The sequence below is a fragment of the Enterobacter cloacae complex sp. S2 genome (assembly GCF_015159675.1).
GTDB classification, from domain to species: domain Bacteria; phylum Pseudomonadota; class Gammaproteobacteria; order Enterobacterales; family Enterobacteriaceae; genus Enterobacter; species Enterobacter intestinihominis.
Genome location: NZ_JADDTS010000009.1, coordinates 129,104 through 142,832 on the forward strand (window position 1 = coordinate 129,104; position 13,729 = coordinate 142,832).

At 55.7% G+C, this 13,729-nt stretch carries 13 protein-coding genes; 11 read left to right on the top strand and 2 right to left on the bottom strand.

Annotated features, from left to right (window positions below):
- Positions 1-13: 13 nt before the first annotated feature.
- Entirely contained in the window at positions 14-442 is a 429-nt protein-coding gene (gene uspC / locus IPZ49_RS06205; RefSeq protein ID WP_017384418.1) for a universal stress protein UspC, read from the bottom strand.
- A 796-nt stretch (positions 443-1,238) separates the two neighbouring features.
- Here uspC and flhD point away from each other — a divergent pair.
- The 6 genes from flhD (at position 1,239) to cheW (ending at position 6,644) form a co-directional block, all read left to right on the top strand.
- Positions 1,239-1,589 carry a flagellar transcriptional regulator FlhD gene (gene flhD, locus IPZ49_RS06210; protein ID WP_003859693.1) on the top strand — a complete coding sequence of 117 codons (351 nt, stop codon included), beginning with the start codon at positions 1,239-1,241 and terminating at the stop codon, positions 1,587-1,589.
- 2 nt (positions 1,590-1,591) lie between these two features.
- A complete protein-coding gene (gene flhC / locus IPZ49_RS06215) occupies positions 1,592-2,170 on the top strand; it encodes a flagellar transcriptional regulator FlhC (protein ID WP_003859695.1) in 579 nt (192 codons plus the stop codon).
- 123 nt (positions 2,171-2,293) lie between these two features.
- On the top strand, positions 2,294-3,181 hold the full coding sequence (motA, locus tag IPZ49_RS06220) for a flagellar motor stator protein MotA (RefSeq protein ID WP_003859696.1): 888 nt from the start codon (positions 2,294-2,296) through the stop codon (positions 3,179-3,181).
- Positions 3,178-4,107 (top strand): flagellar motor protein MotB, encoded by a 930-nt coding sequence (gene motB / locus IPZ49_RS06225; protein WP_003859697.1) that lies wholly within the window; start codon positions 3,178-3,180, stop codon positions 4,105-4,107. The genes motA and motB overlap by 4 nt, the downstream gene beginning before the upstream one ends.
- Before the next feature lie 4 nt (positions 4,108-4,111).
- Positions 4,112-6,121, top strand: coding sequence for a chemotaxis protein CheA (gene cheA / locus IPZ49_RS06230; protein ID WP_032669618.1), 2,010 nt, complete (start codon positions 4,112-4,114; stop codon positions 6,119-6,121).
- A 19-nt stretch (positions 6,122-6,140) separates the two neighbouring features.
- Positions 6,141-6,644, top strand: coding sequence for a chemotaxis protein CheW (gene cheW, locus IPZ49_RS06235; RefSeq protein WP_003859699.1), 504 nt, complete (start codon positions 6,141-6,143; stop codon positions 6,642-6,644).
- Between the two features lie 96 nt (positions 6,645-6,740).
- On the opposite strand, the gene IPZ49_RS06240 is transcribed toward cheW, so the two are convergent.
- Complete coding sequence (locus IPZ49_RS06240) at positions 6,741-8,000, bottom strand: dicarboxylate/amino acid:cation symporter (RefSeq protein ID WP_017384415.1); 1,260 nt, start codon at positions 7,998-8,000, stop codon at positions 6,741-6,743.
- 427 nt (positions 8,001-8,427) lie between these two features.
- Here IPZ49_RS06240 and IPZ49_RS06245 point away from each other — a divergent pair, with 427 nt between their 5' ends.
- From IPZ49_RS06245 to IPZ49_RS06265, 5 genes are read left to right on the top strand one after another with little or no spacing between them, the layout of a single operon-like run.
- Positions 8,428-9,000: a spore coat protein U domain-containing protein gene (locus tag IPZ49_RS06245; protein WP_058686686.1), complete on the top strand. Its 573-nt coding sequence runs from the start codon at positions 8,428-8,430 to the stop codon at positions 8,998-9,000.
- Between the two features lie 7 nt (positions 9,001-9,007).
- Positions 9,008-9,556: a spore coat U domain-containing protein gene (locus tag IPZ49_RS06250; RefSeq protein WP_033486795.1), complete on the top strand. Its 549-nt coding sequence runs from the start codon at positions 9,008-9,010 to the stop codon at positions 9,554-9,556.
- 16 nt (positions 9,557-9,572) lie between these two features.
- Positions 9,573-10,334, top strand: coding sequence for a molecular chaperone (locus tag IPZ49_RS06255; RefSeq protein WP_032671661.1), 762 nt, complete (start codon positions 9,573-9,575; stop codon positions 10,332-10,334).
- Positions 10,310-12,694 carry a fimbria/pilus outer membrane usher protein gene (locus IPZ49_RS06260; protein ID WP_033486796.1) on the top strand — a complete coding sequence of 795 codons (2,385 nt, stop codon included), beginning with the start codon at positions 10,310-10,312 and terminating at the stop codon, positions 12,692-12,694. Before IPZ49_RS06255 ends, IPZ49_RS06260 begins: the two co-directional genes overlap by 25 nt.
- Positions 12,691-13,653, top strand: coding sequence for a spore coat U domain-containing protein (locus tag IPZ49_RS06265; RefSeq protein WP_017384412.1), 963 nt, complete (start codon positions 12,691-12,693; stop codon positions 13,651-13,653). Before IPZ49_RS06260 ends, IPZ49_RS06265 begins: the two co-directional genes overlap by 4 nt.
- Positions 13,654-13,729: the final 76 nt, after the last annotated feature.

Genomic DNA, 13,729 nt, shown 5'->3' on the forward strand with positions numbered 1-13,729 from the left:
TTCTCCGGGGGCATTAATTGCCCCCGAGAGGCACCAGCAGGACATCCACCTGGCTTGACGAAACGATGGATTTTGCCGAGCATGCCGCCCGGGAAAAAAAGCTCTGGTTATGATTTCCGCAAATGACCAGGTCAACATTCTGTTTCTGACAAATGTCCAGAATATGTCCACTTAACTCGCCGGTGGCAATCACCGTCTGGTGGACAGGATATTTTGCCCGCTCAACCAGCTCGCGCAGAAATTGCTGCGTTTCCTCCTGAAGAACCTCACGAATATCTTCCAGCATTGGCGCTGCCAGTTGATTATACATTTCGGGTTCAGCAGCCAGGGTAATCAGACTTATGCGGGCATTATTCGGGCGGGCAATGGAAACGGCACGGGCGACGAGTTGATGACTTTCGGGGGAAACCGCAACAGAAACAAGAAGATGGGAGTAACTCATCACACACTCCTTTTATGTCAGAATGACACCTTTCTCAAGCTTTACCGCGAATCTGCCGCTTCTGCAAGAGGCACATGCGACAATAGTGTGAAGCTTATCATAATTATTCATTAATTATTCTTATAAGAAGAATAACGAAATGGGGACGCTAAATGAAAGTAATTAACAACTTAACGTAAATCACACATTTAGCCTTCCGTGCTGTTAAATCGCGTTAACCGATCGTCAACGCAAGCGTGATGGTTACCCATGGAAACTTTTTTCTCGAAAGGAAAACTTAAGCTGCTGTTTTTACTTAATTAACTCCGCCTCTTCTCTGGCGTTCGCGCCCGTTGTGACGCGAAAGGGCAGTGCTTCTTCGACGTAGCAATTTTCATACCCGATCCCCTCATCCCTCTGCATGAGTATTCGTTCCATAAGAATATAAACAAGGTTCAGTTGCTCAATAAATAGTCAAATTACAAGTCACGCTGATGGATTTATGGGTTACATTCGCGTAAATTATGTGACAGAGATCACATTTTTTTTAAATTCCAGGGGGGGCTGCATTGTATGTGTCAAAACTGACGAGTAGAGTTTGCGTCGAATTAGGAAAAATCTTAGTTATTTGTAAGAAAAGATAAAATGTGTAACCGACATTTTGGCCATGTTAACCGGTCACGCGCTTTACGACGTACAAACCTAAATTCAACTATGCATTTGGCCTTTTCTTTTTATACCGGGTGATTTCCCGGCGACATCACGGGGTGCGGTCTTTCCGCATAAAAATAATAGTTGGTTATTCGGGATGGGAAAAATGCATACATCCGAGTTGCTAAAACATATTTATGACATCAATTTGTCGTATTTATTGCTCGCGCAGCGTTTGATTAGTCAGGACAAACCGTCAGCGATGTTTCGTCTGGGTGTTAACGAAGAGATGGCAACCATGCTGGGTGGATTAACCCTCCCGCAAATGGTCAAGCTGGCTGAAACCAATCAACTTGTCTGCCAGTTCCGTTTTGATAACCCGCAGACCATTACGCGTCTGACTCAGGAATCCCGCGTGGACGATCTGCAACAGATCCACACCGGTATTCTTCTCTCCACCCGCCTGCTCAACGAAATCAGCCAGCCTGATGACGTAGCCCGGAAGAAAAGGGCTTAACAATGAGCGAAAAAAGCATTGTTCAGGAAGCCCGTGATATCCAGCTGGCAATGGAACTCATCACGCTCGGTGCGCGTTTACAAATGCTGGAAAGCGAGACGCAGCTGAGCCGTGGTCGTCTGATCAAGCTGTACAAAGAATTGCGTGGTAGCCCGCCGCCAAAAGGCATGCTGCCGTTTTCGACTGACTGGTTCATGACCTGGGAGCAGAACATTCATGCTTCCATGTTCTGTAACGCCTGGCAGTACCTGCTTAAAACGGGCTTATGCAGCGGCGTTGATGCCGTGATCAAAGCCTACAAACTTTACCTTGAGCAATGCCCGCAGCAGGAAGAGGGACCCCTGCTGGCGCTGACCCGCGCCTGGACGCTGGTGCGTTTTGTTGAAAGCGGAATGCTTGAATTGTCCCGCTGCAACTGCTGTGACGGCAATTTCATTACCCACGCGCACCAGCCTGCGGGCAGCTTCGCCTGTAGTTTGTGCCAGCCTCCATCCCGAGCCGTAAAAAGACGTAAACTTTCCCGGGATGCTGCCGATATTATTCCACAACTGCTGGATGAACAGATCGAACACGCTGTTTAACCCGAACCTGTGGGCAAGATTCCAGCAGCGGTAAGCGATTACCGCTGCTTTTTTTTACCCTGCGTTCAGGTCATGCGCTCGAAATGAACGTCCTGCCATAGTCACTAGCGGAAGGATGATGTCGTGCTTATCTTATTAGGTTACCTGGTAGTTCTCGGTACAGTTTTCGGCGGTTACATGATGACCGGCGGGCACCTTGGAGCACTCTATCAACCGGCTGAACTTGTCATCATCGGCGGTGCAGGGGTAGGGGCTTTTATCGTTGGTAACAACGGCAAATCGATCAAGGGCACGCTGAAGGCGATTCCGCTGCTGTTTCGTCGCTCGAAATACACCAAAAGCATGTATATGGATCTGCTGGCGCTGCTCTATCGCCTGATGGCGAAGTCACGTCAGCAGGGGATGTTCTCGCTGGAGCGGGACATCGAAAACCCGAAAGAGAGCGAAATTTTCGCCAGCTACCCGCGTATTCTGGCCGACGCGATGATGCTCGATTTTATCGTCGATTACCTGCGACTGATCATCAGCGGCAACATGAACACCTTCGAAATTGAAGCCCTGATGGACGAAGAGATCGAAACCCACGAGAGCGAGTCCGAAGTACCGGCCAACAGCCTGGCGCTGGTGGGCGACTCGCTTCCGGCGTTCGGCATCGTGGCGGCGGTCATGGGCGTCGTTCATGCCCTGGCCTCGGCGGATCGCCCGGCGGCTGAACTGGGGGCGCTGATTGCCCACGCGATGGTGGGGACGTTCCTCGGTATTTTACTGGCCTACGGCTTTATCTCCCCGCTGGCGAGCGTGCTGCGCCAGAAGAGCGCCGAAACCACCAAAATGATGCAGTGCGTGAAAATTACGCTGCTCTCAAACCTCAACGGCTATGCGCCACCGATTGCCGTCGAATTTGGTCGTAAGACGCTTTACTCCAGCGAACGTCCGTCGTTTATCGAACTGGAAGAGCACGTGCGCGCGGTGAAAAACCCTAACCAACAGACGACAACTGAGGACGCATGAAAAACCAGTCCCATCCGATCGTCATCGTAAAAAAGCGCAAGCATAAGGGGCACGGGCACGGTTCTCACGGCTCCTGGAAGATCGCGTACGCCGACTTTATGACCGCCATGATGGCCTTCTTTCTGGTGATGTGGCTAATCTCCATCTCCAGCCCGAAAGAGCTTATTCAGATTGCGGAATATTTCAGAACGCCGCTGGCGACGGCGGTTACCGGCGGGCCGCGCATTTCTAACAGCGACAGCCCGATCCCCGGCGGCGGTGACGATTATACCCAGCAGCAGGGCGAAGTGAAAAAACAGCCTAACATCGACGAGCTGAAAAAAAGGATGGAGCAGGCTCGCCTGAAAAAACTGCGCGGTGACCTGGATCAGCTGATTGAAGCGGACCCTAAGCTGCGCGCGCTGCGTCCGCATCTGAAAATTGACCTGGTACAGGAAGGGCTGCGTATTCAGATCATCGACAGCCAGAACCGGCCTATGTTTAAAACCGGCAGCGCCGACGTGGAGCCCTACATGCGCGATATTCTGCGTGCGATTGCACCGGTGCTGAACGGTATTCCAAACCGCATTAGCCTGTCCGGACACACGGATGATTTCCCGTACGCCACGGGAGAGAAAGGATACAGCAACTGGGAGCTTTCTGCCGATCGCGCCAACGCCTCGCGTCGCGAGCTGGTGGCGGGTGGGCTTGATGATGGCAAGGTCCTGCGCGTGGTCGGCATGGCTGCAACCATGCGCCTTACCGACCGCGGACCGGATGACGCCATCAACCGTCGTATCAGTCTTTTAGTGCTGAACCAGCAGGCGGAGCAGGCCATCCTGCATGAAAACGCCGAAAGTCAGAATGAGTCACTGGACGATTTAAAACAGCCTGGGGCCGTCCCTTCGGCTGCCGTTCCAACATCGCCACCAGCCAATCCGAGGTGATAGCGTGAGCATGGATATTACCGATTTTTACCAGACATTTTTTGATGAAGCCGACGAATTGTTGGCCGATATGGAGCAACATTTGCTGGATCTGGTGCCCGAGGCACCGGACTCAGAACAGCTCAATGCCATCTTCCGTGCGGCGCATTCCATTAAAGGCGGTGCCGGAACGTTTGGATTTACCATTTTGCAGGAAACCACCCATTTAATGGAAAACCTGCTGGATGAAGCACGACGCGGTGAGATGCAGCTCAATACCGACATTATCAACCTGTTTTTGGAAACGAAAGATATTATGCAGGAACAGCTCGACGCCTATAAAAGTTCGGCAGAGCCTGATGCCGCCAGCTTTGAATACATCTGCAACGCGCTGCGTCAGTTAGCGCTGGAAGCCAAAGGTGAGGCGTCTGCGCCCGCTGTCCCTGCGGCAAAACTGAGCGTTGTTGACGCCGTGGCCGAACCCGATACGGCGCCTGACGCGCCCGCAGGAAAACTGCGCGTGGTGCTGTCACGTCTGAAGGAGAACGAGGTCAACCTGCTGGAAGAGGAGCTGGGGAACCTGGCGACGCTCAGCAACGTGGTGAAGGGCAAAGACAGCCTGGCCGCGACGCTTGACGATGGGATTGGCCAGGATGACATCGTGGCGGTGCTCTGCTTCGTGATTGAAGCGGATCAGATTGCGTTTGAAACCGAGGCGGCGGCCGTTGAAGCGCCTGCTCCGGCAGAGAATACCCCTGCGGTAGTTGCCGCTGCCCCGGCCCTGAAAGCCGTGCCAAAAGAGACGGCCGCTCCGGCCCGCGGTGAAAAACCGGCGGCGCGTTCCAGCGAGTCCACGAGCATTCGCGTGGCGGTGGAGAAAGTGGATCAGCTGATCAACCTGGTGGGTGAACTGGTCATCACCCAGTCGATGCTGGCCCAGCGCTCCAACGAGCTGGACCCGGTGACCCATGGCGATCTCATCACCAGCATGGGCCAGTTACAACGTAACGCCCGCGATTTACAGGAATCGGTGATGTCCATCCGCATGATGCCGATGGAATATGTCTTCAGCCGCTTCCCGCGCCTGGTGCGCGACCTGGCCGGCAAGCTCAACAAACAGATCGAACTCACGCTGATGGGCAGCTCCACCGAGCTGGACAAGAGCCTGATTGAACGCATTATCGATCCGTTAACGCACCTGGTGCGTAACAGCCTCGACCACGGCATCGAGCTGCCGGAAAACCGCGTAGCAGCTGGAAAATCGCCCGTGGGCAACCTGATCCTGTCAGCGGAACATCAGGGCGGCAACATCTGCATCGAAGTGACCGATGATGGCGCCGGCCTGAACCGCGAGCGCATTCTGGCGAAGGCGATTTCGCAGGGAATGGCGGTTAACGAAAACATGACCGACGAAGAAGTGGGCATGCTGATTTTTGCCCCGGGCTTCTCAACCGCAGAGCAGGTCACCGACGTTTCCGGCCGCGGCGTGGGCATGGACGTGGTGAAACGTAACATTCAGGAGATGGGCGGTCACGTTGAGATCCAGTCTAAGCAGGGCGCGGGCACCACGATTCGTATCCTGTTGCCGCTGACGCTGGCCATTCTTGACGGCATGTCCGTTAAAGTGGCGGACGAAGTCTTTATTCTGCCGCTGAACGCGGTGATGGAGTCCCTCCAGCCGCGTGAAGAAGATCTGCATCCGCTGGCGGGCGGCGAGCGCGTGCTCGAAGTGCGCGGCGAGTACCTGCCGCTGGTGGAACTGTGGAAAGTGTTTGAAGTGGACGGGGCAAAAACCGAGGCCACGCAGGGTATCGTTGTGATCCTGCAAAGCGCCGGACGCCGCTACGCGCTGCTGGTCGATCAGCTGATTGGTCAGCATCAGGTGGTGGTTAAGAACCTGGAAAGTAACTACCGCAAAGTGCCGGGGATCTCTGCTGCCACCATCCTGGGTGATGGTAGCGTCGCGCTGATCGTCGATGTATCGGCACTTCAGGGATTAAATCGTGAACAACGTGTGGCGAACACAGCCGCCTGATTAAGTAAAAGGTAATAACATGACCGGTATGAGTAACGTAACGAAACTGGCGGGCGAGCCATCTGGACAGGAATTCCTGGTTTTCACTTTAGGGGATGAAGAGTACGGTATCGACATCCTGAAAGTGCAGGAAATTCGCGGTTACGACCAGGTAACGCGCATTGCGAACACGCCAGCGTTTATCAAGGGTGTGACCAACCTGCGCGGTGTGATTGTGCCTATCGTGGACCTGCGCGTGAAGTTTAGCCAGGGCGATGTGGAGTACAACGATAACACGGTGGTGATCGTCCTGAATCTGGGGCAGCGCGTGGTGGGGATCGTGGTGGATGGCGTGTCTGATGTGCTGTCGCTGACCGCCGATCAAATCCGTCCTGCGCCGGAGTTTGCGGTCACGCTGTCGACGGAATACCTGACGGGGCTGGGTGCGCTCGGCGAGCGTATGCTGATTCTGGTGAATATTGAGAAGCTGCTGAACAGCGAAGAGATGGCGCTGCTGGATATTGCGGCGAATCACGTGGCATAAAATAAAGCCGGGTGGCGGCTTCGCCTTACCCGGCCTACAAATGGCTCGAACACGTAGGCCGGGTAAGCGTCAGCGCCACCCGGCTCTTTTGTAACCTTACGCCTCCTGCTCCACCAGCGCTGATTCCGCTTCCCGCGCCCCTTCATTCTGCGACAGCATCGCCGTCGCAATCCCGTTCCCCAGCACGTTAATGGCCGATCGTCCCATATCCAGGAAATGGTCAATCCCCATCAGCAGCAAGATCCCGGCCACCGGAATGTTAAAGCTCGGAATAGTTGCCGCCAGCACCACCAGCGACGAGCGCGGTACGCCCGCAATCCCTTTCGAGGCCAGCATCAACGTTAACATTAGCACCGTCACCTCGGTGAAACTCAGGTGAATGTTGTATGCCTGGGCGATAAACATCGAGGCGAACGAGCAGTACACCATGGAGCCGACCAGGTTAAACGAGTAGCCGATCGGCAGGACGAAAGAGGCGATATTACGTGAACAGCCGAAGCGCGCTAACTGCTCCAGCGTTTTCGGGTATGCCGCTTCTGAGCTGCTGGTGGTAAACGCGACCAGCACCGGATCTTTCAGCATCGCCACCAGACGGAAAATCTCTTTTTTCAGTACCATGTAACCTACCGCCAGCAATACCAGACAGGTCAGAAGGATCGCCACATAGTAACCGCCAATGAACGAGGCATAGTTCAGCAAAATGCCCAGACCCTGAGTGGCAATCACGGACGAAATCGCGGCAAAAATGGCCAGCGGCGCAACGTACATCACATAGCCCGTCACTTTCAGCATAATGTGGGAGACCACATCCAGCGCCGCCACCAGCGGGGCGTTGAATTTTTGACCTAATGACGCGCCGCCGATGCCGAAGAACATCGAGAAGACCACAATTTGCAGGATCTCATTGTTCGCCATCGCGCCGGCAATGCTGGTTGGAATAGTGTGTGACAGGAAGGCTTTCAGCGACATCCCGCTAACGGCCAGGCCGGTATCAACCGTCTCTGTCGGAATGCTCAGGTTCAGACCGCTGCCGGGTTGTTCAAGGGTAACAATAAACAGCCCCACCAGAATGGAAAGTACGGATGAGCTGATAAACCACACCATCGCTTTACCCCCGACGCGCCCAATCGTCGACGTTTCACCCAGCTTCATAATGCCCACCGTCAGGGTGCTGAACACCAGCGGGGCAATCACCATCTTAATCAGCCGCAGGAAAATATCGGTCAGCAGGGTGATGTTCTCCGACCAGGCCTGTATCGCGTCGGGCGAAGCATACTCATGGATTGCCGCACCTGAAAGAATGCCCGCCAGCATGAAAATCACGATGAAGAGCGTGAGTTTGTTTGCACTTGCCACAAAAAGATCCTCTATGCGCTAAAAGAGTTTCCTGCGTCAATGCATACAAAATTTTTATTTAAGCGCAGGAAAATATTCGGGGCATAAATTGAAGTAAAGCTGCGTGAGTTACAACTTGTTTTTAATTTTTATGAAATTCGTTGTTTTTATGATGACGATATATTGTGACGCGGATCACGTTACAGGCGATATATCCTCAAATTAAGCAAATATAATGCCCGTTTTATTTTGCTAACTCTTTGTAATGTTTGTTAATAGCCTGTTAATTGGAGGGCGGGTGTCTCACCTTCGCTGAAAGTGGTTGAAGCGTGAACCATAAACTAAATTCTCAGTAACCGCGCCGGGGAATGTTTAAGCGGGGCTAACATACTGAACAGTATGAATAAAATAGGGTAAGCGGACCATTATTTCTTCTGGAGGGTGGTAAATGAAAAGAACACTTCTTTTTATCTGCGCGGGTACACTGCTGACGGCGGCGACTGTCGGTCAGGCGCTGGCAGTCACCAGTAGCGGTACTATCGGGGCGACGCTGACGCTGACGAACGGTTGTTTGATCAACGGCTCGCCAACGCAAAACGGCATTAACTTCGGGACACTCGATTTCGGGACCCATCCTGCGACATTCTCCACCCTGTCAACCCAGTTAACCGGGGCCAGCGGCGGAAACACCTTTACCATTCAATGTACCACTGCCAGTTACACGGTGGCGATCACCGGCAACACCAACGCGACCGCACCCGGAACCGTTGTCGGCACCCCCGGCACACCCGCCCGCTATCTGGTGAACACTGCCAATGCGGCACAGGGCGTGGCATACAGCCTCTATAGCGACAGCGGGTACAACAACGTGATCGCTAACAACGCCGCGTTGCCCGTTGCCTCCACGGCGGGCGGGGTGGACAGCTATACCCTCTACGGACGCATAACGGGCGGTGGCAATAGCGTAACGGTTGTACCGGGAACCTATACCGACACGATTAACGTCAGCGTCACCTACTGATTCAGCCATGAAGGCATTGTGTTTATGTCTGCGCGAAAGCGCAGAGGGCGTCGTGCAACCTTTTTTGGCCCTGATCGTCGGGCTGATGATGAACTGCGACGCCAGAGCGGTGACCTCCCAGTCCTTCAGGGTGAGCGCGACGGTAGTACCAGGGTGCTCGGTGAGTACCGGCACGGGCGGGCGCTTTGGGACGCTGGATTTTGGAACCCGTAACGGCGTGGACAACACGCCGGTCAGCACCAGCTTTGTCGCCGACGGTGCGTTGTCCATCGCCTGCACGCCGGGCGTGGCGCTGAGCATGAGCATTGACGGCGGCCAGAATTACAGCTCGGTGCGACGGATGACGCGTTCAGGTGGGACCGAAGTTGTTGGTTACCGGCTTTACAGCAGCAGCTCTCTGGCGGCGAACAGCGAAATTGGGGTTAACCAGGCCATACCGATTACCTATACCAACAGCAATAACATCGCGCTGCCTCTTTTTGGCGTCGCGCTCCTGACGGGGTTTAGCCTGCCGGGAACATATTCAGATCAACTCACCGTGACCTTGTCATGGTAGGAAAGGGAGAACATCGATGAAGCCATTTTTCAGGCGATCAGGCCTGGTGGGTCTGTTGGGGGCAACGGCTCTGGCAGCGAGCCAGGCGCAGGCAGCGGCAACCATTCTTTTGTGGCCCATCGATCCGTGGCTTTCGGCAGAGGCCAGAGCAACTGAATTGTGGATCCAGAATCAGGGCAACAGCGCCACGACAATGCAGGTGCGTATTGTGCGCTGGAAGCAGGAGGGAGGATATGAGCGTTACACCGCCCAGCAGGATGTGGTCGCCAGCCCGCCGATCGTGACCATCGCCAAAGGCAGTAAACAGCTTATTCGCCTGATCAAGCAGGGGACAATCCCGTCGGGGGTTGAGCAGGCCTACCGCATTATTGTGGATGAAATTCCCCAGCCGGATGCCAAAGCGGAACCGTCCATGGGCCTCAAACTGCAAATGCGCTATTCCATTCCCTTATTTGTTTATGGGCAGGGGATCCCCACCCTCAACGAAGGGGCGCACCACGCGCTGGCGAATACTCAACAGCTGAGCTGGCGGGTCGTTCAGGAAGGGGGGAAACCCGCGCTTCAGGTCCGTAATCAGGGGGATGTGCACGTCCGGCTCAGCCAGGTTACGGTTGAGCAGGGCGGGCAAAAACGCACGGTTGCCGAGGGGCTGTTGGGTTATGTGCTGCCAGGCAGCACCCGAAGCTGGCCGCTTCCGGCAGGGATTTATCAGCCGAACCGGATGAGCGCGCAAATTAATGCCAGGGATACGCAATGGCAATCGACGCCCGTCAACTGAAACCGGCGATGATGATCCTGCTTTGCGTCAGTACCAGCGCCTTTGCCGAAACCGGCGACGACAGTTTACCGCCGCCGCCGGATGCACGGACGATGAACGGCGAAGCAGTATTTCAGCTCGTCCTGGTGCTGAACCACTATGACACGGGTCTGGTGGTGCCGGTGACGCAGCGCGAGGGAGCCTGGTTTATTTCGGGCGCGGATTTGCTCCGCGCCGGGCTGCCGCCCGCGCATGTGCCAGCCGGAGAGGTGAATCTCTCGACGCTTACGTCGGTACACGCAGAGTACGACAGTACGGCCCAGCGCCTGTTGCTGACGGTCCCCCGGGACTGGGTCGCGGCGCGGATCACGCCGTTCAGCGAACAGAGCATGCAAAGCAAGCCGCACTATGGCCGCGGCGCGCTGCTCAATTACGACGTTTATACCAACCATTCCGAACACACGGGCGGTCAGGCATCGGTCTGGCACGAGTTCCGCTATTTCAATGAGGATTATTCATTTTCATCGACGGGTTACGCCCGGCAGAATTTCACCGGTAACAGCGGGCAGCAGGAAGGGTACGTGCGTTATGACTCTACCTTACTGATCACCAACGAAGAGGATGCCACCACCTGGTCCGCCGGGGACGTCATCAGCGATGCGCTGAGCTGGAGCACCAGCGTGCGCATGGGCGGGATCAGCTACGGGCGCGACTTCTCCCTGCGTCCGGATCTGGTGACCTGGCCGCTGCCGGCGTTTTCCGGCGAGGCGGCTGTCCCGACCTCGGTCGATCTCTTTATTAATGGCTACCGTTCCGGCTCCACCCGCCTTCAGCCGGGGCCGTTTACCCTCACCAATCTGCCGTATATCAACGGTGCTGGCGATGCAGTACTGGTTACCACTGATGCGCTGGGTCGTCAGGTGAGTACCACGCTGCCGTTTTATGTCAGCAGCGATCTGCTTAAGCAGGGGTTAAGCGACGGCGCCGTGACGCTGGGCAGCCTGCGGCGTAACTACGGTATTGAGAATTTTGACTATGGCCCGGCGGCGGGCAGCGGATCGTACCGCTACGGGGTGACCGACTGGCTGACGCTGGAGGGGCATGCGGAAGGGGCGGAGTCGCTGGCGCTTGGCGGCGCGGGCACGGTACTGAAGCTCGGGCGTTTTGGCGTGGTAAATACCTCGTGGACCCAAAGCCGCATGCGCGGCGATAGCGGCGGCCAGATAAACTGGGGCTATCAATACAACACCAGCGAGTTTAGCGTAGCGACCCAGCATACCCGACGTGATCGTGGTTTTGGCAATCTCGCCCTGTACGATCAGCCCACCGTTTATGATGAAAATGATAACCCCGTTGCCAGCCTGAGCCGCAATACCGACCAGTATTCTTTAACCTTTAACCTCGGCGGATACGGCAATATCGGCGCGGCGTGGATCGGCGTTGAGAGTTTTGACAGCCAGAAAACTGAGCTGCTCAACCTCTCCTGGAGCCGTAATCTGTGGGGCTCAAGCAGTATTTATCTGGCTGCCAGCCGTGACCAGCAGCGGGGCGACTGGACGGTTGCGCTGTCGTTGCAGGTTCCCCTCGGCGAACGTGACAGCGCCGCCGTCACCTTTGAAAACACCCCTGACGCAGGCAGCACTCAACGCATTAACTACAACCACTCGATGCCTTCAGACGGCGGCTTTAGCTGGAACATGGCCTGGGCCAACCAGTCGCGGTCGAGTAACTATCAGCAGGCCACGCTCGGCTGGCGGAATAACAACGTGGAGCTACAGGGCGGCGGCTATGGTGAGAAGGGCATGATGACCTGGTGGGGCGAGGCGATGGGTTCTGTCGTGCTGATGGACGGTGAACTGTTTGCGGCGAACAAAATCAACGATGCGTTTGTGGTGATCAGCACCGACGGTCATCCGGATGTTCCCGTCAGCTACGAAAACCAGCCGGTCGGAAAAACCAATAACAAAGGCTATCTGCTGGTGAGCGGCGTTTCGGCCTATTACCCGGCAAGTTACCGCATCGATACCCTGAACTTACCCGCGGATACCCGGCTGAAAGAGACCGAGCGTCGGGTGGCGATTCGTCGGCATAACGGTTATCTGGTGGATTTTCCGATGGAGCAGGAGCGGGTTGCCAGCGTGATCCTGCACGATGCGCAGGGCAATGCGATCCCGGTAGGAAGCCAGGTCAGACGCGCGTCGCGCAGCAGCGCGGTTGTCGGCTACGACGGCCTCGCCTGGCTGGAAAACCTCAACGACGTGAATCCGCTCGAGGTCATCACCCCGGAGGGTAAACGCTGTACGGCAACGCTGACCGTTGGCGCAAACCCTGCACATAAGCTGCAAACCTACGGTCCGCTGACCTGTCGGGAGGCGCCGTGAGACGCCTGTTAATCGCGCTCCTGCTGCTGTGCTCCGGCGGCAGCTGGGCGGCCTGTACCGTCAGTACGGTGAATGCCTCGTTTGGCAGCGTCACCTCGTTCGCACTCAGCGGCACCGGGGAAGTGGAAACGACGGGCACGCTGGTGGTGACCTGCGATACCGTTCTCAACCTGTTAACCAACGACTCGGTGACGCTGAATTACACCTCGGCATCCGTCTTCGCGAATAGCCGGGCGACCATGAAGCGTACGGACAACGCGGCTATTACCGATGTCATCCCTGCGCGGCTGTGCGGGGCGTCCGGCTGCGGCGGAAACAGTGAAATACAAATCAGCAAAGCCTATACCTGGAGCGGAAACACGCTGCTCGGGCTGCTGGGTTCAAGGCGCTACAACATTCCCCTTTATTTCCGGACCGTAATGGGGCAGAACGTCACCGCCGGGCCGTATCAGGTGTTGTTAACGTTCAGTATTAACTACAACGTGTGCGCCGTTGGCGCGGTCGGAGCGTGCCTGACCCCGCAAACCGGTACGGCAACCACCTCGATCCTCCTCAACATGACCGTCACCAACGATTGCAGCACCATGACCACGCCGGACGTGAATTTTAACAGCGCGCCGCTGGTGCAAAATTTTCCCACCGTTTCACAGTCGGTTGCCGTCACCTGCACCAAAGGCAGCACCTACACCATAGGCATTAATAATGGGGCAAATGCCCTGAACAACGTGCGTCGTATGGTCAGCGGCAGCAACTTCATGAGTTACGACATCTACAAAGAGGCGACCAGCAACCGCTGGGGTAGCAGCGGCAGCGAGCGCTGGGCCAGCGCCAGCTCATCGCAGGTCAGTACGGACGGGCTTTTACGTACCTACAACTACACCGCCAAAGTTCTGACCAGCCAGGCCACGCCGCCTGCCGGAACCTACACCGACACGCTGATTGTCGACGTCGCATTCTGACTCCCGCGCTTTTCCCTTTCGCAAATGTAAAGTTCCTGTGGCCTGTGCCGATAACACCGTTAATAAATCTATGAGA